We start from the raw sequence: 18581 nt of genomic DNA, 5'->3' as shown, positions 1-18581 counted from the left end.
AAAATTATCGTATAAGGGTTAAAGTCTTATGTGGTTGATTAATGTGCCCCCGTATTTGGGGAAGACCCCCAGCTTTTACTTAACTAATTGATTTTAAAGGCAAAATGGCGCGCTCGGAGGGACTCGAACCCCCGACACCTTGGTTCGAAGCCAAGTACTCTATCCAGCTGAGCTACGAGCGCGATGAGGCGGTGTATAATTGTTGTTTACCAAAAATGGTGGGCCGTATAGGATTCGAACCTATGACACAAAGGTTAAAAGCCTTCTGCTCTACCACCTGAGCTAACGGCCCAAACTGGGTAATTCTAATTTCTTTGAGCTTATATTACTATCCGATAAGTTTTATACGACATTGAGGCGCACCTTGGCTTAATCATGTATTATATACTCTTTCACCTTAATCACTTGCGCCTTCTTGTCTAAAGCTTAGTAGACACTATAACCAAAAATGGTGGGCCGTATAGGATTCGAACCTATGACACAAAGGTTAAAAGCCTTCTGCTCTACCACCTGAGCTAACGGCCCAAAGAAGGATGTGATGATACCGGATTAAGCTAAAAATTCAAGTAGTTTGCTGAATTATTTCCTACTTCTTATGGCAAATATTTGTTTTATTAAACTTGATTAAAATTAAATAGGCTCTTTAATCGCTGTTGCAATTATCGATTGTTTTAAATTGATGCAATTCTAATAAGTTCTTACCTCGATAAAGATCTTGATTTGTTGCAAGCACTAACCATTGTTCTTTTCTTAAATTATTAACTATAGTGCTTAACTTATTACTAGGTACGATTAATAATAGAATATCCATACCTAAGGCACCGCAGCCCTTCACAGCGAGTATATCGTTATTGGTTTTAAATTGTTCTAGAAAATCTAAGGTAGAGGGAGCAACTAAATTTAACTCAGTAAGTTCTCGTTGATAAGCATCAATCGCTGTAATTAGTTTTTCACTGTTACATTCTTTAAAGGCTCTCTCAGCCTGTTCTACAAGAGGTTTAAAGTTTACAAAGCTAGGTGAGAGCTCCATAGATTCTAGGTGATAATGGGTAGCTAACTTATTGCCTGTATGTAATAAAATAAAAGAAATGTCTTTAAATACCCAGTCAAAACAATTCATTGTTTTATTAAAGCTATCAATATAAACACAACCATGTTGTACTTGCGCTATTATATCGTAACCACTTGGTTTAACACCTTGGCCATTCCACGCGTACTTATAATAAGTATGAAGTAAATCCTCACCGTTTGGCAGCTTTTTATCTAGATAACAAGCAGCTAAATAAGCACCAATAAACTGTGCACTAGAAGCACCTAGCCCACCACAGCCATGATACGGATCAACCCAATCTAATTGATTTAAAGATTGGCCCTGCTGGCACCAAAATCGGCCAGCAGGAGAATTAGGATGAATTAAAGAAGAAACATTTTCCTTAAAGGTTAATTCAAAATTAGGTTCAGTGGTAAGAACAATAGCAGGCGCCTCCATAAGCGCTGCATACTCACCAACTAAAAATGTTTTTGCTGGAATTTGCCATTTCATGGTGCAACATTGGCTTGACGCAAAGAAGATAAAAGCTCGTTTGCATTCGCTAGGCTAATCCGTTTATTAATTAAAAGTAAATGCTGTAGGCGTTCTTTTAATACGGGTATTTCCTGGTCAGTTGCACCGGCAACAAGCAATAAATTATCAATATGCAATTTCATATGTCCTTTAATAATTCCATCTGTGCATAATGCTCTTAATGCGCCTAAATTTTGTACTAATCCAACTGCGGCAATAATACGCGATAGGTGGTTAGCTGATTTAATACCCATCATTCTTAAGCATAGTTTAGCCGTAGGATGCAGCGCAGTCACACCGCCTACTGTACCAACAATAATAGGTGCTGTTATCTGACCCACTAGCTGACCTTGATTAAAGCGCCAGCGAGTTATAGCCTGATAACGGCCTTCACGGGCAGCATAAGCATGAACGCCTGCCTCTACAGCGCGCCAATCATTTCCTGTCGCAATTAAAACTGGATCAATGCCATTCATGACACCTTTATTATGAGTCGCAGCGCGATAAGGATCCTGCTCAGCAAAATAAGAAGCTTCTTCTAGACGTTTACCTAATGCTGGCTCAACATCATTAATAGTAACTTGTGCTGTTGTGAGTTTTTGATCGTTTAAGTTAGATAAAATACACATGGTGACTTGCTCACCTGTAAGCTTTTCAATCGGTTCTTTTAAGTATTCTAGAACTTGATTAATAATATTAGCGCCCATGGCATCACAACTATTCATCATTAAATGAATAATTGCCATATCCCCGCCATCATCACGCAATAAATGGCGAAGTTTAAGATCACTTACCCCACCACCACGTCTAACCATACTATATGCAACATCTTCATTAGCTTTTTCGATTAAAAATGGCTTATTTCTATTGAATATCGCAGCAAAACGCGCAAAATCTTTGACTTTCGCAAGTTGAATTTGACCTAAGATATTCTCCCCGTCCACCCAAGTGGTAATTTTGCCTCGCTGTCTAATCCATTTTGCAGTTTTGGATAAGGCCGCAATAATTGAAGTTTCTTCAACGGCTAAAGGAATCACGTAATCTTCACCATCAATACAAAAATTGGTAGCAACTCCAAGGGGAAGTTGAAAATAACCAATGACATTCTCAATCAGCTTATCTGCAAGTACTGTATCTTGTACACCACCACGATTTAGATAATTTAAATCTTCAACGGTTAGTGCCCCTAATTGCACTAGGCGTTCAAACCGTTCTTCTCGCGTTAAACGAGAAAACCCTTGAAATAATTTTCCTGCTTCTTTGCTTATAGGCACGCTTTCCCCTTTAAATCTTCAAGCACGCGACTACCAGTACAAAACATGGCAACCTGCAGTTCATATTCTATTGTAGTCATCAACTTATACACTTCTTCTGAATCAACTAAGGCAGCTTCTAACATAGGCTTTGCAAAACCGGCTGTTGTAGCGCCAAGGGCAAATAATTTAGCCGCATCTAATCCATGGCGAACGCCACCAGAACCCCAAATTTCAAAACGAGGTTTAATTGAGGCTGCATTCAATACGCTATTAATTGTCGTTATACCCCAATTTTTAAAGGTTTCTGCTGCTTTTTCTTGTATTTTACCTTTAGAACGACATCCTTCAATACGGCCCCAATGTGTGCCACCAAGTCCACTTACATCAACAGCAGCCACGCCTATATCATTTAAGCGTTTTAAAGTGCTTACTGAGAAACCACAGCCTGTTTCTTTGATAATAACAGGTAAATGAAAACTCGTTACTAACGTCTCTAACTTTTGCCAACATCCTTTAAAAAATGGCGTTCCCTCAGGTTGAATGACTTCTTGCAGAGGGTTACAGTGGATAATTAATCCATCAGCATTTAACACATCGGTTAATTGCTTTATTTGCATTAAAGAAGTTTCTAAAAGTTGAGCGACTCCTAGATTACTAAATAAGCTTACTGTAGGAAAATTGCGGCGCAGCGAATGCCATTCTTTAGCAGCCTGATTATCAAATAATTCACGTCGCTGCGAACCTACGCCCATTGCCCAACCACTTTGAACACAAGCTGCAAGCAAGACAGAATTAATTGCCTTGGCTTTATGGTGCCCTGCCGTCATTGAACTTACTATAAAAGGTTTATCAATAGGTTTACCAAACCGAGTGCTAGTGATTGAGAGGTCATTAAAATTAAGATCAGGTAGCGCCTCATGCTGTAAGATAACTTGATCAAATGTATTTAATTCAGAAGCCTGATTAGACGGTAATAAAGCTAATTCAATGTGCTCTTGTTTACGTTTTTCAAACTGACTCAAATTATCTTGCATAGCCTGCCAACAGATCTAAAAATGATCTAGATTTTAACATACTTATGTTCCTTTAAAAGAGTTAGATTATTTGCTAAAACAGGATTGCTTTATTTTCTTGTAAGCCTTTCGCGCGCTTGTGTAAATGCTTCTTTAATAACTGGGTTTTGTACTATTTCATTAATATACGCGCTTAGAGCTTCCCAACGGGTATTATTAATAGACAGTCCAGCCAATTCTAGATTTAGGAAAGCGACTGTCATGCTTATATCAGCCAACGAAAGAGTATTACCTATCAAATATTGTTTATGATTAATTTGTTGTTCAAGGTAATGAAAAATTTCGGGAAGTTTCTCTTCTGAAGCAATTTTTACAGCTTCTTCATCAGGAATTCGATTAAACTTTCTTGCAAGTATTTTATTAAAGAAAATAGTATTCACCGTAGGAATTAATACTGTATCAGCATATTCCTCATACCATAAGCATTGAGCATAAACTTTGGGTTCAATAGGATATAATGCGGGCGATGGATATCCTTTTTCTAGATAGGCACAAATTACAGATGAATCTGCAAGGATAAAATTATCTTCTTGGTAAACAGGAATCTTGCCCAGAGGATTTAACTTTAAGAGCACCTCTTTATGAGCATCAAAGAAAGGAGTCATTTCTTTGATTTCAAAATCTAAATTTTTCAAACGCAGAGCTATCCAAACTTTGCGTACAAAAGGTGACACTATAGAGCCATACAGTATTCGTTGTTTATCCATTTTGTGCAATCCATATTAGTCAAAACAATAATATTAATTAGGGGTTTTATTTTACCATCTTAAATGAGAAAGTCCTGCTTAGGGAAATAAAGATTTCTAATAAATAACTCTAGAAAGAAGAATCATTAGTATTCTTCAAAGAATACTATTTCATATTCGTTATAGTATTAAATCAAGAAATTAAGGTTAAATAATATGTCGGTAGCTTTTATTGTGAAATTAGATGATCTGGGTTTTATCTTGCGTGAAAAAAGGTACCCTCCTAAACAAATTGGACTTACTTTGATTAATGCTGCGCCTATCTTAATGAAAACTTTAGCTATAGCAGGAACAATTGCTATGTTTTTAGTAGGAGGTAGCATTATCGGGCATGGGATACCTGCCATCCATCATTACATAGAAAACTTAACTTTTCTTTTATCCATTGGCGTTGATCTCTTAATTGGCATTATTGCGGGAGGAATAGCAGCTGTCTTCTATTTTCTTTTAATAAACTTAAATTAAAATTTAAGCGCTATAATAAGAGAGTTTAATACCTAAAAATGTCATTATTTGGAGGATAAAGGATGCAATGCCCAGTATGTCAGAACAGTACATTACAAATGTCAGAAAGACAAGGAGTTGAAATTGATTATTGCCAGCAATGCCGTGGCGTTTGGTTAGATAGAGGCGAACTTGATAAAATCATTGAACGCATGACACAGAGCGACAGCCCACATGCTGCACAACCTCATTACGATGGCCATAACCACAAAAAGCATTATTATAAAAAGAGGAAAAGTTCTTTTCTTAGTGACTTGTTTGACTTTTAACATTATAAAATTCAGTAAGTCTGATTATTTTGATCAGACTTATCAATTGTTACCTTAAGAGAAGAATAGGTTGATTTAAAGAAAATAATTGAAACTACTCTAAAAATAATAACTTTATATTAAAGACCACCTAATAATTAAAGTTCCTGACTCTTTACAAGCGCCCGTAATTCTTCTTTTGCTTGAACTAATATTTCCTTTTGTTGTAAAGATAATTTTTTTCCAGCACGATTGATATAAAAATTTAACATAGACATCGCTGACTGATAGGGAGTTCCCTTGCGCCGAGAACTTTTTAGTGCAGATTTCAGTAATGAAGCTGCAATTTTTTTAGGATCCTGCCAAGTAAAAACGCCTTGTTCAAGATCTAAGGCATTACTGTTCTCCGTTATTTTTTGTGACCATCGCTTGTCTTTTTCCAAAGGATTCTGCCATAAATTAAAATAAACATAACTTAAGCATAGCATGATCACCCTAGCAATTTTGAACTTAGTCTATCTTACAAAGGCAAAACTTAGTCTTAATATTTTTTAATACTATCATCTTTAATTTTGCAGATACCTTGAAAATCATCTGCCATGTCAGAAGGCGGTACTAAAAACCTAATACTAATTTTTTCACCATCATTTTCCATACTGGTGGCGTTAACAATAAATTGCGAAGGGAAACGAGGAGAACTAGGCGCTTGATATTCGACACCCTTTGGAATAGAAACGCTGTCTAAAATATTTGAATTAAATAGGGAAGTTTTTAAGTTGCATTCATAATAGAAACCTTTTTGTAATTTAACTTCAAAATAAAAGTATCTTGAATAGGCTGATGATGCACCAAGTGAACACATACATTGAGTATTAGCGAGACAATCAATTCGAGTTGGGCAAAAAGCTGCAAAAGCAAAAGAAGTTATGCTATATGATAAAATAAATAGCGAACATAATAATTTTTTCATTGTTTTCTCATTAATTTTAAATAAATCAGAAAATAAAATATTTAGTTGTTATTAAATTAAATATTCCTGCCCGGATATGGATAAGAAAAGTAAAACACAAATTTTTTATACTTATACATACGGTGAATTTAATTCTTATCTCATGTTACATTGGTCTGTTTTATTTGCAAATATATCTACCAAATATTAAGTAAGAGCGAGCGGTATTGCTTTTTTAGTCACTGACAGGGTTCCTTGTTTATTCATTTATGAAATCCCTATAAATTCAATGATAATAGCAACCACGAAATTATAAGAATTTTAATCACCCCTTAATTTACTGATTGGATTATGAATATATTTAGAATTAATTTATTTTTTATGCTGTTTTCTCCATTGATAGCAATCCTATTTGGTATTTACATTGCTTATTATAACGAACTTTCAATATTCCCTTTTAGTTCGAATATAGTGAGTGTTCTTTTAGGATTGCCATTATCTATATTGATAGCTTATAAACTAAAAATTAGATTTGAGCGAAATATTATAACCGTATCTTTTATCAGTTTTATCCTGATAGGCATTAGCTTTTTATTTTCTGGTATAGACGGCCACCGGTGGATATTTGCTGGCAACATACCCCTAGACATTTCAATGTTAATTGCCCCGATAACGCTTTATTTAATCAGCAAGTCACTTAATCAAAGAAAATTCTTTGCTGTGCTATTAGCCACTAGCATAGGATTACTTTTAGTCGCTCAACCGGATGCAGGGCAAACGACTGCCTTTGGATTTGGAGCGGCTATTATTTTTTTGTTCACTAGAAGTCTCTCTTACCTAATACGCCTTTTTGTTTTTATTATAATTAGCGCGATTATCATACTAGCTTGGTGTCAGCCTGATGCATTACCGGCAATCAACCAAGTGGAACTAATAGTTAGATTAGCCTTAAAAATGGGGATTTTAGGTATTTTAGGAATAATAGTAACTCTCTTCCTTCTAATAGCCCCCCTAATTTTAGCTCTTAAACAACAAAAAAAAGTAGATGATGCTGATCGAATTCTTGCTTTGGCTTATATGGGTTATTTTCTTACTCAGTTTATAGTAACTGGTCTTGGAAACTTTCCAGTTCCTATTATTGGCGCGGGAGCTGCGCCTGTACTTGGTTGGTATATCATTTTAGGTTTTTTGATAGTAAATAAATCTAATTACGACATAGCTCATTACGATAAATAAGCATAGTGGAAACCTTATTCTCAAATTGAATAATCAGACAATGCGTTGTTTGGAATATAAAACGCCAAAGGAAGTATTTTATGAGTATAGAAAAGATCTAAATTCTCCAAGCGGAATCTGCACTTGAAAACTGAGTGTGCCATTATACTAGTGAATAAATCCTCTGATATCCAACTGTGCCTCTTGAAAGAAAATCTTTTTCCGATCACGCTTTCTTAAACAATTTATCCTCTTCTATTAAATTTTTAACATCAAAGACTGTAGCATTATTTCGAGAGGCTGAGCTGCGCAGTATTTTGGAGGAATAATAGCTTAGAATTGATAAATAGCCATCAGAATCTTTTAGCTATAATTATTTCATATATCAGACCTAGGCCCAGATGAAAAAATTTGCTTATAATATTTTAAATCATGGTTTTCTTTTGCTTCCTTATAATGACTAAAAAACGTGCACCCCCATGTATTCTTTAATTTTGCTACCTTTTCATCATGCTTTAGGCCAGTATATTCTAGATGCTTAGCATACAGACTCGCTTCTGATACAAGTTTAGATATTTCCTCTTCAACTTTATCTATTTTTTTACTTAAATCATCTAGTTTATCTTCAGCTTTAATAACTAAAGAATGTATTCTTCCTGCTTTTTCAAGCTCCCTAATTGTTTGGTCTGCAGCAGCATCATGCTGTTTATTTAAATAAGACTGAACCTGTTTCCATTGACGTTCATCTAAACTATACATAAAAGAACTAACACATTCCTTAACCAGTTCCAACCCTGTTTGCTTCTCATTTGCAGCCCGTGCTTCTTTAATCTTAGAAAGAACATTTTCGTACTTAGTTATTTCCTGCTTATATTTAAGTAATTTTTCACTCTTTTTTATAATTTTTTCTCGGAGCTCTTTGTGAATAAGTACATCTGTATTATATTTTTCATCAAGTTCTTCAAGATCACTCTCAAGATTTCTTATTTTCTCCTTTTGATTCCTTTGCTTTTCCCAAAGAAACATCAAAGCTAGTAAACAAAGTAACTGTAAAGCGTAAGATGAGAGGTTATTTACAGTATTTACGCTAACACGCCCATCTTCTGCAAGGAACGTAAATATGTGCTCTAATTTCGTACGTGCATAAGCTTTAATCGGATATTCTGTAAACTTGGCTAAGTTTCCTAAATAGGGTCTTGCTCTAGACAAGGATGTATCTAGAACCTTACTTGCGGCTTCAGTAGGGGTCATACTCATGACTTTCTTAGATTGATTTTCAGACTCTAAATTAGAAGGTATATCTGTAGTTTCTTTAACCTGCATGCTTCTAAATTGGTTTTCAAACCTTAAATTAAAATCCATGCTTGTGTTTTTTTGACTATGTTTTAAATCTTTAGGTTGTTTCTCAAGCTCTGACTTTACTTTATAATAATTAGATAACTCTTGTTGGTATTTTTGTTGTTCAATTCCTTCTAATCTAGCAGCGTTAGCAATAAGCTGAGCATACTTTTTATCAAACATTGTAATCTTTCGTGTTGGAGAAGAACTAGGAAACATTGATTTTATATGCTGACTTAGCGCAGGCGCAGAATTTTTTTCTTTTATTATACTTTTTGCATATATTGCATTTCTTATTGATGGAAACATAAAAACTCGACCTAAATTTATTTTTATCTATGTTATTGTGTATAAATTAACTTAACAGAAAAAAATTAAGAAAAAATTAAGCTTTTTGATTATTTTTAATTAAATAAACTTAAAAATATTATTAATTGTGTAACTTAAATGCAATTGTTTTATTTTGTAGAGCGAACTTATATATCTATCGAAAATTTTCCTTAAATTTAAAAGAACATTTTGCAATTTAATTTAGCTTAAAGTTTATAAATTGCTTTTATTTGGTATCTTTCTAATATCTTCGAGCTACTTTTTTAAGTATTCTAACCAGGATAGTTTCTGAACTGGCCGCTTCAGCAGTGACGATGCGAAGATGAATAATAAATTTCCATAGAAGCTAAAAAATACAGCTTTTTTTTTAATCTCTATTAATATACATTAGCTAAGTTGATTTATTCTTATATTGAAATAAAGGAGTACTAGGATGAAATCCACAAACTCTAATAGGGAGAATAAGGTTAGTTTAGAGAATGCGTCTGTTTCATTAGATGAAAAAAAACTAAATAGAAGAGAAGAGATGGAAAAAAGATTAGCTTTTTTTAGCACTTTAACAAAAAAAATGTTAGAAAATCCTAATCAGGCAAATTTAGATGCTTTAAAAGAGGAAGATGAAGCTATCAATAAGACTTATCTAGGCACATAAGATAGTTATTAATACTTTTAAAAGTTATTACAGGAAGGTAAGTAGATATAGATTTTAGTTTATGAAAGATTAGTCAAATCTATATTATATCTATGAGTTAATAGAAGTTGAGCGACCCTGGAAGGAAGCTCACAGTAGAAACTTTACAGTAATATAGAAACTAAATTTAGAAACATAGGCTAAACAAAAAGATAATAATGAGCTTATGCATTAAGTTTTAAAATGCTTAATAAGTTCCTTTGCTGTATGCAAATTAGTATGGTTGTATAGCGATTTTAACCTACCTAGGGCAGATTCAATTCAATAGTTCAACACCAATAACAAGCTTATCTCACCATTCAGATTTATAAAAATTTCTATCAAAATGCAGTACATCTTGCTGATTTGGTAATGGATAGATTTAATAAGTGAACAATTATTCTCACTGCAAGCTTTATCACAGCATTTTCAAGAAATATAATATGATTAAAGTGCCGATAAGATGTTTGAATACTTTGCTCATTAGGTAAGCGTTGGGATAAAGCTAGTATACGAAAACGTTTTCGTTTAGCTCGTGGCTCATCTCTAGAATGAATTGATTTATTTCTATTAAAAGAAGTTTCTACAGATAATCAATTATGATAAGACTGTTAATTTCTACGTTACCTATATTTTTATCTAAAATGTGACCTTGAATACTAAGGTTTTAATAGGTGAAGTATCATTAGATTATAATTTATGGAAAATTTATCTTATCTTACTTAATAAGTAGTAAATATCGTTTAATCGAGTATTTAATCTGGTAAAGAAGTACATTAAATTAAAGAAACCTAAGGCCTTGTTATCTAGTGAAGAAAAACGCTCTGGATCATCATTAATTGCTTTATTAAACAGATCCATTAAGTTGGTAGGAGGTAACATAGGGCCATAGTCTTCTCTTTTTAATCGCTTTTTTAAAGTTGTTAAATTAGCATGTGTTGCTTCAATAGGAAAAATAATACGTTCACGCTCTTCTTTTGTTAGATAAGGAGCAATCCAGCGATATGCCTCAATGAGGCCTACAGCATATTGAATACAAAAGGAAGATTCAGTCATCAAAACACAGAAATCCCGTCGGGTAATACGATGAAACAAAAATTCATAGCTAATAGTTAAAGCATTATTACGCAATTTTTGAAAATCAGCATGTAGGCGCTGAGTGGCTATAATGGGATCATTTTGCATCCCCTCTTGAAACGCTAAATCTAGCGCCATTTGAATTTGCTCAATATGACTTACAAAGATATCGGTTATATTGGCTTTAACGGGCAGAAAAAATCGACTTACTAAAATAGCAATACCGGCGCCTAGAGCGGTATCTAAAATTCTATCGCGAAGTAAAATTAAATCCCACTCCCCTAACATAGCAAACAGAAAAACGACAACACCTGTTAAAGCGAAAATACCTATTAAATGATAAATAGAAAATAGATAGACCGTGAAGAAAACGAAAGCCAACATAATTAATAAAATAAAAGTATGATTTGACGGGATAATCCAATATAAAATAGTGCCGACACAGCCGCCTAAAATAGTCATACTGACCCGCTCAAGAGAGCGCCTTAGACTGTCTCCCCAAGTGTGCATAGTTAAAGCCATTGCTGTTATTGTTACCCAATAACCTCTTTCTAATTGAAAGAGGTAGGTTAATAACTCTGCTATTGCAATTGCAATAGCTGCCTGACAGCCACGTTTAGTTGTATTTCTAAGTTTCATCATTGGCTCGCACTAATTGAGCAATATGCTGATTAAATAAATTAAAACTTAACTTAAGATTTAATAAAGCCATGATAATAGTTGGCTCAATAAACTGTTGTTGGCTTAATTTTTCAGTTAAGTCATCCATTAAGATATGCTTTGTAGCACCAGAAATAGAGTAATCTTTATGCATTTTCAAGGAAACGAGTAATTCGCTAAATTGCTTATTTATTGAACCTAAAGCTGAACGCACTGAGTTAGACAAATGATAGCCATGTATTTTTAGGATTCGATAGGCTTCAATCATTAAGACATAAGCGTGAATTAAAGCATATTGATGCGTTAAAATATTATTAATTTTATTTTGCTGCTTATTCACTGCTACTGTTTGCTCAAGCGCATGATTTGTGTCTAGAAGCCGGGTTAAATGGTATTTAAGTTGATTAAATTTTTTTTCATCTAAAGGGCGCATTGAACTTCTAGATAAGAGATAACGTTCAATATCTAACATGCCTAAAGCAAGTAGATGAAATAAACGGTTAGAATTATAAACAAACAATCGAGTGTAACTTTCTGGAAATACTAATAATAATGCCAGAGCTGAAACCGAGAGACCAATAACAACACCATATATGTGTAGCACTATAGCATGAGTAGTATTAACAGGAAGAATTGTTGCTAAAAAACAAAGTATCCACATCATCATTGGCGCGAGGCTAGTTTGTAAATCAAACCTGCGGATATAATTTACTCCAAAACCTAAAAAAATTAAGACGATACTTTTCAAATTAGAAAAGTCACGCACATATAAGCCTAAAAGAAACAAACTAAAATAAATAATATTAAATAGGGTTACTTGGACTATACGCTCTACGTAAGATTTGGCAACAATTCCCTGCATTGAGAAACCGCAAACTAAACCCCCTATTACCTTGGTAAGAAAAGCTTCTTGATTAAGAAGAAATAAAGTAATTAAAATTGCAAAGATCGTTTTTAGCGCATGCTTGAGATTAAAATAGCCAGGATCAATATTCCATAATAAAATTGGGATTTGTTTAAACCGCGAAAATTCCTGCATAGTAAAGCAACCTCTAGTAAAGCACCCTTAATTCCTTACAGAAAATTTATTAATATTTTTGCTGCAAAAAGGGATTTCGTATTATCCTAGGCTATTTTCCATAATAATGATAATTATGAATAAGGTAAAACCAGCTGCTAGGCTTGTCTTTGATGATGAAAACAAGTGCTATCAATGTCAAGGGGCATGGTCAATTAATTACTTAGATGAATTAGGAAATCTACGACATTTAAGTCGTAAAGCTGATATTGATACTATTGTTATTAGTGGTGCTAAACTTGATGCTTTTGATAGTGCTGGCGCATTAGCACTGCATGATTTCATTAATTCTTTAAAAGAACAGAATAAAACGGTAACTTTGGTCGACTTTTCTAAGCAGCAGGAAGCATTACTAAATTTAGTAGAAGATAAAAAAGACATACTTGCCTATAAAATACCCCCTTCTCATCATAAGAGTTTCCTTTATCGTATAGGCTATGAGAGTGTACAAAAGTTAGATCAAGCTACAGGTTTTATCGCGCTTGTTGGCGATTTAACAGCAAAACTCTTCGCTGCGTTTGGGCAATGGCGGCGTTTTAGATTTCCAAGTATTGTTTCTAATATGGAGTCCTCTGGTATACAAGCCTTGCCTATTGTTGCGTTGTTATCTTTTTTAATTGGTGTTGTTTTAGCTTACCAGATGGGTTTACAGTTACAGACTTATGGCGCCAATAACTTTATTGCTTATTTATCAGGTATGGCTATTTTTCGTGAATTTTCGCCATTAATTACAGCCATTATCGTTGCGGGACGAACGAGTTCTGCATTTACCGCGCAAATTGGTAGCATGAAGATTAATGAGGAATTAGATGCTGTATTGACTATGGGATTATCACCCACTGAGCTTCTTGTGGTGCCTAAAGTAGTGGCTTTACTTATTATGTTCCCTTTATTAATTTTTTGGTCTGATTTTTTTAGTATTTTAGGCGCGATGTTTATGTCTAAATGGATGCTTAATATTAGCTACTACGATTTTTTAATACGTCTTAAAGAGTCAGTTGGCTTAAAACAACTATTACTAGGACTATACAAGGCGCCTACGTTTGCACTTATTACATCTTTAGTAGGATGTTTTCAAGGTTTTTTAGTGCAAGCAAATGCCGATAGTGTTGGCACGCAAACGACAAAGAGCGTTGTACAAGCTTTGTTTCTAATTATTGTTGCAGACGCCATCTATTCTGTTCTTTATAGCTGGATGGATTTGTAATGGCCGAACCTATTATTGAAATTAAAGGCCTTAAAAATTATTTAGGTGGGCAATGGGTACATTCAGATGTTAATTTAACAGTCAACCAAGGTGAGATTTTAGCAATTATTGGTGGTAGTGGTAGCGGGAAGACAACTATTTTAAGAAGTCTACTTATGCTACTTAAACCTACTGCAGGATCTCTGAAAATATTTGGCCAAGATTTAACAACCTTATCGCCCTATGATGCTTTTAGAATTCGCCAACGATGGGGCATGTTATTTCAGCATAGTGCTCTCTTTTCAGCAATCACTGTTTTGGAAAATGTAATGTTTCCTATGAAAGAATTTACCTCTCTAGATACGCAATTTATGCAGGAGCTAGTGATGCTGAAAATTGCTCTAGTGGGTTTACCTAAAGAAGCGGCAGGAAAATTTCCTGCCGAATTAAGTGGTGGGATGCAAAGGCGTGCAGCAGCAGCCCGAGCGATTGCCATGGATCCAGAATTATTATTCCTTGATGAACCAACTACCGGTTTAGATCCACACAGCGCTCGTTTATTTGATGATTTAATTCTATTTTTACGTAATACGTTAAATTTAACCGTTGTAATGGTTAGTCATGATATGGAATCATTAAAGCGTATAACAGACAGGGTTGCTTTTGTTGGCGATGGCCAAGTGCTATCAGTTGCGCCTATTAATGAATTAATGGAAAATCAACATCCATTGATTGCTGATTATTTTGAGAAGCTTTAAGCTGTTTAGATTGTAATTTATAAAATTACCTTAAATAGTTCATATCTTAGTATTGGAGTAACTTTTGGAAGCAAAAACCAACTACACAATGGTAGGCTTAGCTGTTATTCTCTTAGCGAGTGCACTCGTTATTGCAGGTGTTTGGCTTTCAGTTGGCTTTGATAAGAAAAAATACAATATATATGCTGTATATATCCATGAACCTGTGTCTGGTTTAGGTCTAGATTCACCTGTTAAATTCAATGGTGTTCAGGTAGGTAATGTCGCTACAATTGAACTAAGCAAACTAAATCCCCAAGAAGTTAAATTACTTTTAAATATTGTCGAAGGAACACCTATTACTACCAGCACAACCGCAACATTAATTACACAAGGAATCACAGGAAATACCTATGTTGGCTTATCAGCTGGTTCGTCTGACTTAACACCTTTAAAAAAGTTACCACACGAACCCTATCCTATTATTCCGACTAAACCTTCTTTATTTAAACAATTAGATAGTGTAATTAAAGATGTTTCTGAAAATATTAATACTGTCAGTATTCGATTACAGGAAATTTTAGATAAAGAAAATGCAACGAATTTAAAGAAATCATTGGCTAATATTGAATCATTTACAGACACTTTAGCGAAACAAAATCAACAAATTACCAATAGTATAAAGCACGCTAATGTCTTCTTAAAGAATATGGCTGATACGAGTAAACAATTCCCAACAGTGATTAGGGATTTAAAGCAGGGCATGAATAAATTAACAACTGAAGTTAGCCAAGCAAGCCAGAGCATTACTACTACGATGGAATCAGGTAAAACGACCATTGATAAGATTTCTCAACAAACGCTACCGCCCATACTTGCACTAGTACGTCGTTTAAATGCTATTGCTGCCAACCTTGAAAAAGTTAGTAAACAACTTCGCCAAAATCCGTCTGTTATTATTAGGGGTACAACTGGGCCCAAGCCAGGTCCTGGAGAATAAATGTGAGAAAAATTACGCTTCTAATTTTAAGTGTATGTTATCTACTAACAGCCTGTTCACCTGTTAAGCCTACGATTACTAGTGAATATAAATTAGATACATTTAGCGAAAAAAAATTTACTAACCATGCAAATTTATCTATTTTAGTTGCACAACCTGAAGCGCTAGCTGGGTACGAGAGCGAAGACATGCGTTATGTTACTAGACCTTTTGAACTAAGTACCTATGCTCATAATGCCTGGGTAGATACGCCAGCAGACATGCTATTACCTTTGATTTTACAAAGCTTACAACGTTCTGGTTATTTCGCTGTTGTTACATCGACACCCATTACTGAAAATACTGATTATCGTCTTGATACGCAGTTAATTGAATTAGAACAGAACTTTTTGACCAAGCCCAGCCGTATTGACTTAACAGTTAAAGTAGTATTAACTCATGTACCCGACAATCGAGTTGTTGCATCAGAAATAATTAGTGAGCATGTAACCTGCCCATCAGATACACCTTACGGAGGTGTTGTTGCAGCAAACCAGGCAACAAAGCTTTTTACAGCCCAATTGACTGACTTTGTCGTAACTCATACAAAAAATGACAGTAAATAGATAGTTAAACATAGCGAAGTTGTTAAAACAATTGTACAATGAGCCGCCATTTCGGCGCGCGAGTACGGTTTCGGAATAACAATCTTATTAGGCACAAAAGCCCAGTAACATCATTACGTGTGGCTATCTTATAGGATTAATATTCCAAAACTTCTATTTAATATTATTTAAAATAAATTTGCTAAAGGAGAAAAAGGATGAAAGCTAAATCGTTTTCAAAATTGGGGCTCGTGGCCGCAAGCATCGTCCTGCTGGCATCCTGCTCAAAAAATCCTAACGGTGTTGGGATGGCTTATGATGATGGTGATATGGCCGCGCATGGTTTAGGTCAATTTACTCGCTTTCCAGGCCAAGCACCCGGTGAATCCTATACAACTCAGGCTCCTCATAACCAACTCTATCTCTTCTCTTATGATGATAGTAGTTTCAACCCAAAATACATGGCCTCTTTAAATGCCCAATCGGCTTATTTAAAATCACATCCCAGCGCCCGTGTATTATTAGCAGGACATACAGATGAACGCGGTAGCCGAGAGTACAACGTAGCATTAGGTGAGCGTCGTGCGCACACGGTTGCAGAACTCATGCGTATGGCAGGTGTTAATCGGCAGCAAATTCGTATTGTAAGTTATGGCAAAGAGCGACCTGCAAATTTTGGCCACGATGACGCATCTCATGCACAAAATCGACGTGTAGAATTTATTTATGAGGCAACACGATGATAAGATCGCCTAAGGGCTTTTTAATTATCTGTTTTACTTGTCTTCTTCCGCTTTGCGCTTTAGCAGAAGCGCCTGTTGTGGATGATAGTGAAAATTTTGCGATTCTTGATGATGGACAGGCTGCTATAGAACAGCCTGTTGCCAAAGCTCAGCTAGAAGATAGTGAAGCAGAAATTGCACTTGCTCAAGATAATGAAATGACCAATGATAGCACTAACGTAGAATTACTTGATAAATTAAAAGGCTTGCAACAAGAATTACAAGAATTACGTGGTCAGCTAGAAGTTCAAGCTCATAATTTAAAAACCTTACAGGAACAACAATTAACTCTTTATAAAGATATTGATGCAAGGCTAAAGTCAGCCAACCCTGCTGCTACTTCAGCAGCGACTAAAATAATCAACAACATGAAACCTGCAACAGAGTTATCCATTGATGAAATTGGCGCTAAGAAGGCAGAAACTTCAATAGTTAAACCTTATGAAAAACAGTCTAAAGCAAGATTGGAATTTAAAGGTTCCTTAACTGCAGCAAATAGAAATCCTGCTGATGAACAAATAAGCTATCTTGCTGCCTATGATTTAGTAAAAAATAAACAGTTTGATGATGCACTCGCTGCAATGCAAAACTTTGTAACTAGATATCCGCAGGGTGGTTATACTGCTAATGCTCACTATTGGCTTGGTGAGCTTTATATGGTGAAAAAAAATTATTCTAGTGCTATTTTTCATTTTGAAACTGTCTTAACTCGATTTCCAAACTCAAGTAAAACTGCTGCTTGCTTGTTGAAAATTGGCTATGCGTTAGCTGCATCCGGACAAGAGATAGAAGCACGCCAGCGCTTGCAAGAAGTCGTAAAAAATTATCCAGATACACCGACAGCAGAGCTAGCTGCAGCAAAATTAAGATCCATCAGCACATTATGACGATCACAAGTACTAAATTACGTATTACGGAAATATTTCATTCATTACAAGGGGAATCAAACACCGTCGGGTTACCGACTGTGTTTGTTCGATTAACAGGCTGCCCATTACGATGTCAGTATTGTGATACTACTTATGCGTTTAATGGTGGTGAGTTAATGGAAATTGATGCCATTATAGCAAAGGTTCTTACTTTTCAGTGCCCTTATGTCTGCGTCACAGGCGGAGAGCCCCTTGCCCAGCCTAATTGCTTTACTTTACTTAAAAAGTTATGTGATGCTGGCTTATCTGTTTCTCTCGAAACAAGCGGCGCACGCCATATAACTAATGTTGATCAACGCGTTAATATCGTTATGGATTTAAAAACACCTGATTCAGGTGAGTGCGATAAAAACTTATTGGATAATTTAAATTTTTTAAAAAGAACTGATCAGATTAAATTTGTTTTATGCAGTCAAGAAGACTATGAGTGGGCTTGTAACCTTTTAAAAGAATATCAGCTTCATGAAAAAGCCCAAATTCTTTTTTCGCCAAGTTGGCAAGAATTAGATGCTACTATGCTCGCTAACTGGATTATTAAAGACCGCCTACCTGTTCGCTTTCAGATACAATTGCATAAAATTCTTTGGAATGATGCGCCTGGACATTAATTTTTATGTCTCTTTATATTTTTAAAGCTAAGCTTATAAGGTAACTA

Annotated in this window: 20 protein-coding genes and 3 tRNA genes; 11 read left to right on the top strand and 12 right to left on the bottom strand. The window is 35.0% G+C overall.

What is annotated here, in order from left to right:
* Positions 1-105 precede the first annotated feature (105 nt).
* From ACQUW5_RS13055 to ACQUW5_RS13025, 7 genes are all read right to left on the bottom strand, one after another.
* A tRNA-Arg gene (locus tag ACQUW5_RS13055) sits at positions 106-182 on the bottom strand.
* A 34-nt stretch (positions 183-216) separates the two neighbouring features.
* Positions 217-292, bottom strand: a tRNA-Lys gene (locus ACQUW5_RS13050).
* 157 nt (positions 293-449) lie between these two features.
* Positions 450-525, bottom strand: a tRNA-Lys gene (locus ACQUW5_RS13045).
* A gap of 118 nt (positions 526-643) precedes the next feature.
* The gene (locus tag ACQUW5_RS13040; RefSeq protein ID WP_444991700.1) at positions 644-1543 is read right to left on the bottom strand and encodes a hypothetical protein; all 900 of its coding nucleotides are present in this window, start codon (positions 1541-1543) and stop codon (positions 644-646) included.
* Positions 1540-2838, bottom strand: coding sequence for a hydroxymethylglutaryl-CoA reductase, degradative (locus ACQUW5_RS13035; protein ID WP_444991699.1), 1299 nt, complete (start codon positions 2836-2838; stop codon positions 1540-1542). The genes ACQUW5_RS13040 and ACQUW5_RS13035 overlap by 4 nt, the downstream gene beginning before the upstream one ends.
* Positions 2829-3854 (bottom strand): type 2 isopentenyl-diphosphate Delta-isomerase, encoded by a 1026-nt coding sequence (fni, locus tag ACQUW5_RS13030; RefSeq protein WP_444991698.1) that lies wholly within the window; start codon positions 3852-3854, stop codon positions 2829-2831. The genes ACQUW5_RS13035 and fni overlap by 10 nt, the downstream gene beginning before the upstream one ends.
* An 89-nt stretch (positions 3855-3943) precedes the next feature.
* Positions 3944-4600 (bottom strand): glutathione S-transferase family protein, encoded by a 657-nt coding sequence (locus ACQUW5_RS13025; RefSeq protein WP_444991697.1) that lies wholly within the window; start codon positions 4598-4600, stop codon positions 3944-3946.
* Positions 4601-4795: 195 nt separating this feature from the next.
* Between ACQUW5_RS13025 and ACQUW5_RS13020 the strand changes: the two genes are divergently transcribed.
* Complete coding sequence (locus ACQUW5_RS13020) at positions 4796-5104, top strand: DUF808 family protein (protein ID WP_444991696.1); 309 nt, start codon at positions 4796-4798, stop codon at positions 5102-5104.
* Positions 5105-5166: 62 nt separating this feature from the next.
* Complete coding sequence (locus ACQUW5_RS13015; protein WP_444991695.1) at positions 5167-5412, top strand: TFIIB-type zinc ribbon-containing protein; 246 nt, start codon at positions 5167-5169, stop codon at positions 5410-5412.
* A gap of 137 nt (positions 5413-5549) precedes the next feature.
* On the opposite strand, the gene ACQUW5_RS13010 is transcribed toward ACQUW5_RS13015, so the two are convergent.
* Positions 5550-5879, bottom strand: a complete 330-nt coding sequence (locus tag ACQUW5_RS13010; RefSeq protein WP_444991694.1) for a DUF3175 domain-containing protein — start codon at positions 5877-5879, stop codon at positions 5550-5552.
* Between the two features lie 53 nt (positions 5880-5932).
* A complete protein-coding gene (locus ACQUW5_RS13005) occupies positions 5933-6361 on the bottom strand; it encodes a hypothetical protein (RefSeq protein ID WP_444991693.1) in 429 nt (142 codons plus the stop codon).
* A gap of 330 nt (positions 6362-6691) precedes the next feature.
* Here ACQUW5_RS13005 and ACQUW5_RS13000 point away from each other — a divergent pair, with 330 nt between their 5' ends.
* Positions 6692-7576: a hypothetical protein gene (locus ACQUW5_RS13000; protein WP_444991692.1), complete on the top strand. Its 885-nt coding sequence runs from the start codon at positions 6692-6694 to the stop codon at positions 7574-7576.
* A gap of 357 nt (positions 7577-7933) precedes the next feature.
* On the opposite strand, the gene ACQUW5_RS12995 is transcribed toward ACQUW5_RS13000, so the two are convergent.
* Complete coding sequence (locus ACQUW5_RS12995; protein ID WP_444991691.1) at positions 7934-9202, bottom strand: hypothetical protein; 1269 nt, start codon at positions 9200-9202, stop codon at positions 7934-7936.
* 454 nt (positions 9203-9656) lie between these two features.
* Here ACQUW5_RS12995 and ACQUW5_RS12990 point away from each other — a divergent pair, with 454 nt between their 5' ends.
* Positions 9657-9875: a hypothetical protein gene (locus ACQUW5_RS12990; RefSeq protein WP_444991690.1), complete on the top strand. Its 219-nt coding sequence runs from the start codon at positions 9657-9659 to the stop codon at positions 9873-9875.
* A 726-nt stretch (positions 9876-10601) separates the two neighbouring features.
* Here the strand turns inward: ACQUW5_RS12990 and ACQUW5_RS12985 are convergent.
* Both ACQUW5_RS12985 and ACQUW5_RS12980 read right to left on the bottom strand, forming a co-directional pair.
* Positions 10602-11612 (bottom strand): FUSC family protein, encoded by a 1011-nt coding sequence (locus ACQUW5_RS12985; protein ID WP_444991689.1) that lies wholly within the window; start codon positions 11610-11612, stop codon positions 10602-10604.
* Positions 11599-12669: a hypothetical protein gene (locus ACQUW5_RS12980; protein WP_444991688.1), complete on the bottom strand. Its 1071-nt coding sequence runs from the start codon at positions 12667-12669 to the stop codon at positions 11599-11601. The genes ACQUW5_RS12985 and ACQUW5_RS12980 overlap by 14 nt, the downstream gene beginning before the upstream one ends.
* A 115-nt stretch (positions 12670-12784) precedes the next feature.
* Between ACQUW5_RS12980 and ACQUW5_RS12975 the strand changes: the two genes are divergently transcribed.
* The 7 genes from ACQUW5_RS12975 to queE all read left to right on the top strand — a co-directional run bounded on the left by ACQUW5_RS12975 (position 12785) and on the right by queE (position 18534).
* Positions 12785-13915 (top strand): MlaE family ABC transporter permease, encoded by a 1131-nt coding sequence (locus tag ACQUW5_RS12975; RefSeq protein ID WP_444991687.1) that lies wholly within the window; start codon positions 12785-12787, stop codon positions 13913-13915.
* Positions 13915-14652: an ABC transporter ATP-binding protein gene (locus ACQUW5_RS12970; RefSeq protein ID WP_444991686.1), complete on the top strand. Its 738-nt coding sequence runs from the start codon at positions 13915-13917 to the stop codon at positions 14650-14652. The genes ACQUW5_RS12975 and ACQUW5_RS12970 overlap by 1 nt, the downstream gene beginning before the upstream one ends.
* Before the next feature lie 64 nt (positions 14653-14716).
* Positions 14717-15631 carry an MlaD family protein gene (locus ACQUW5_RS12965; RefSeq protein WP_444991685.1) on the top strand — a complete coding sequence of 305 codons (915 nt, stop codon included), beginning with the start codon at positions 14717-14719 and terminating at the stop codon, positions 15629-15631.
* Between the two features lie 2 nt (positions 15632-15633).
* Positions 15634-16236 carry an ABC-type transport auxiliary lipoprotein family protein gene (locus ACQUW5_RS12960; RefSeq protein ID WP_444991684.1) on the top strand — a complete coding sequence of 201 codons (603 nt, stop codon included), beginning with the start codon at positions 15634-15636 and terminating at the stop codon, positions 16234-16236.
* 197 nt (positions 16237-16433) lie between these two features.
* Positions 16434-16958: a peptidoglycan-associated lipoprotein Pal gene (pal, locus tag ACQUW5_RS12955; RefSeq protein ID WP_444991683.1), complete on the top strand. Its 525-nt coding sequence runs from the start codon at positions 16434-16436 to the stop codon at positions 16956-16958.
* The gene (ybgF, locus tag ACQUW5_RS12950) at positions 16955-17884 is read left to right on the top strand and encodes a tol-pal system protein YbgF (RefSeq protein WP_444991682.1); all 930 of its coding nucleotides are present in this window, start codon (positions 16955-16957) and stop codon (positions 17882-17884) included. The genes pal and ybgF overlap by 4 nt, the downstream gene beginning before the upstream one ends.
* The gene (gene queE / locus ACQUW5_RS12945) at positions 17881-18534 is read left to right on the top strand and encodes a 7-carboxy-7-deazaguanine synthase QueE (protein WP_444991681.1); all 654 of its coding nucleotides are present in this window, start codon (positions 17881-17883) and stop codon (positions 18532-18534) included. The genes ybgF and queE overlap by 4 nt, the downstream gene beginning before the upstream one ends.
* Positions 18535-18581: the final 47 nt, after the last annotated feature.

Source organism: Legionella pelazae, from assembly GCF_052527395.1.
Note: the sequence above shows the minus strand (reverse complement) of the source record. Positions and strands in the feature narration are given on the sequence as shown.

What these genes read in the sequence shown, in the direction of transcription:
- ACQUW5_RS13040 (WP_444991700.1), bottom strand. Translation starts at nt 1,543, where the DNA reads ATGAAATGGCAAATTCCAGCAAAAACATTTTTAGTTGGTGAGTATGCA.
- fni (WP_444991698.1), bottom strand. Translation starts at nt 3,854, where the DNA reads ATGCAAGATAATTTGAGTCAGTTTGAAAAACGTAAACAAGAGCACATT.
- ACQUW5_RS13025 (WP_444991697.1), bottom strand. Translation starts at nt 4,600, where the DNA reads ATGGATAAACAACGAATACTGTATGGCTCTATAGTGTCACCTTTTGTA.
- ACQUW5_RS13020 (WP_444991696.1), top strand. Translation starts at nt 4,796, where the DNA reads ATGTCGGTAGCTTTTATTGTGAAATTAGATGATCTGGGTTTTATCTTG.
- ACQUW5_RS13015 (WP_444991695.1), top strand. Translation starts at nt 5,167, where the DNA reads ATGCAATGCCCAGTATGTCAGAACAGTACATTACAAATGTCAGAAAGA.
- ACQUW5_RS13010 (WP_444991694.1), bottom strand. Translation starts at nt 5,879, where the DNA reads ATGCTATGCTTAAGTTATGTTTATTTTAATTTATGGCAGAATCCTTTG.
- ACQUW5_RS13005 (WP_444991693.1), bottom strand. Translation starts at nt 6,361, where the DNA reads ATGAAAAAATTATTATGTTCGCTATTTATTTTATCATATAGCATAACT.
- ACQUW5_RS13000 (WP_444991692.1), top strand. Translation starts at nt 6,692, where the DNA reads ATGAATATATTTAGAATTAATTTATTTTTTATGCTGTTTTCTCCATTG.
- ACQUW5_RS12995 (WP_444991691.1), bottom strand. Translation starts at nt 9,202, where the DNA reads ATGTTTCCATCAATAAGAAATGCAATATATGCAAAAAGTATAATAAAA.
- ACQUW5_RS12990 (WP_444991690.1), top strand. Translation starts at nt 9,657, where the DNA reads ATGAAATCCACAAACTCTAATAGGGAGAATAAGGTTAGTTTAGAGAAT.
- ACQUW5_RS12985 (WP_444991689.1), bottom strand. Translation starts at nt 11,612, where the DNA reads ATGATGAAACTTAGAAATACAACTAAACGTGGCTGTCAGGCAGCTATT.
- ACQUW5_RS12980 (WP_444991688.1), bottom strand. Translation starts at nt 12,669, where the DNA reads ATGCAGGAATTTTCGCGGTTTAAACAAATCCCAATTTTATTATGGAAT.
- ACQUW5_RS12975 (WP_444991687.1), top strand. Translation starts at nt 12,785, where the DNA reads ATGAATAAGGTAAAACCAGCTGCTAGGCTTGTCTTTGATGATGAAAAC.
- ACQUW5_RS12970 (WP_444991686.1), top strand. Translation starts at nt 13,915, where the DNA reads ATGGCCGAACCTATTATTGAAATTAAAGGCCTTAAAAATTATTTAGGT.
- pal (WP_444991683.1), top strand. Translation starts at nt 16,434, where the DNA reads ATGAAAGCTAAATCGTTTTCAAAATTGGGGCTCGTGGCCGCAAGCATC.
- ybgF (WP_444991682.1), top strand. Translation starts at nt 16,955, where the DNA reads ATGATAAGATCGCCTAAGGGCTTTTTAATTATCTGTTTTACTTGTCTT.
- queE (WP_444991681.1), top strand. Translation starts at nt 17,881, where the DNA reads ATGACGATCACAAGTACTAAATTACGTATTACGGAAATATTTCATTCA.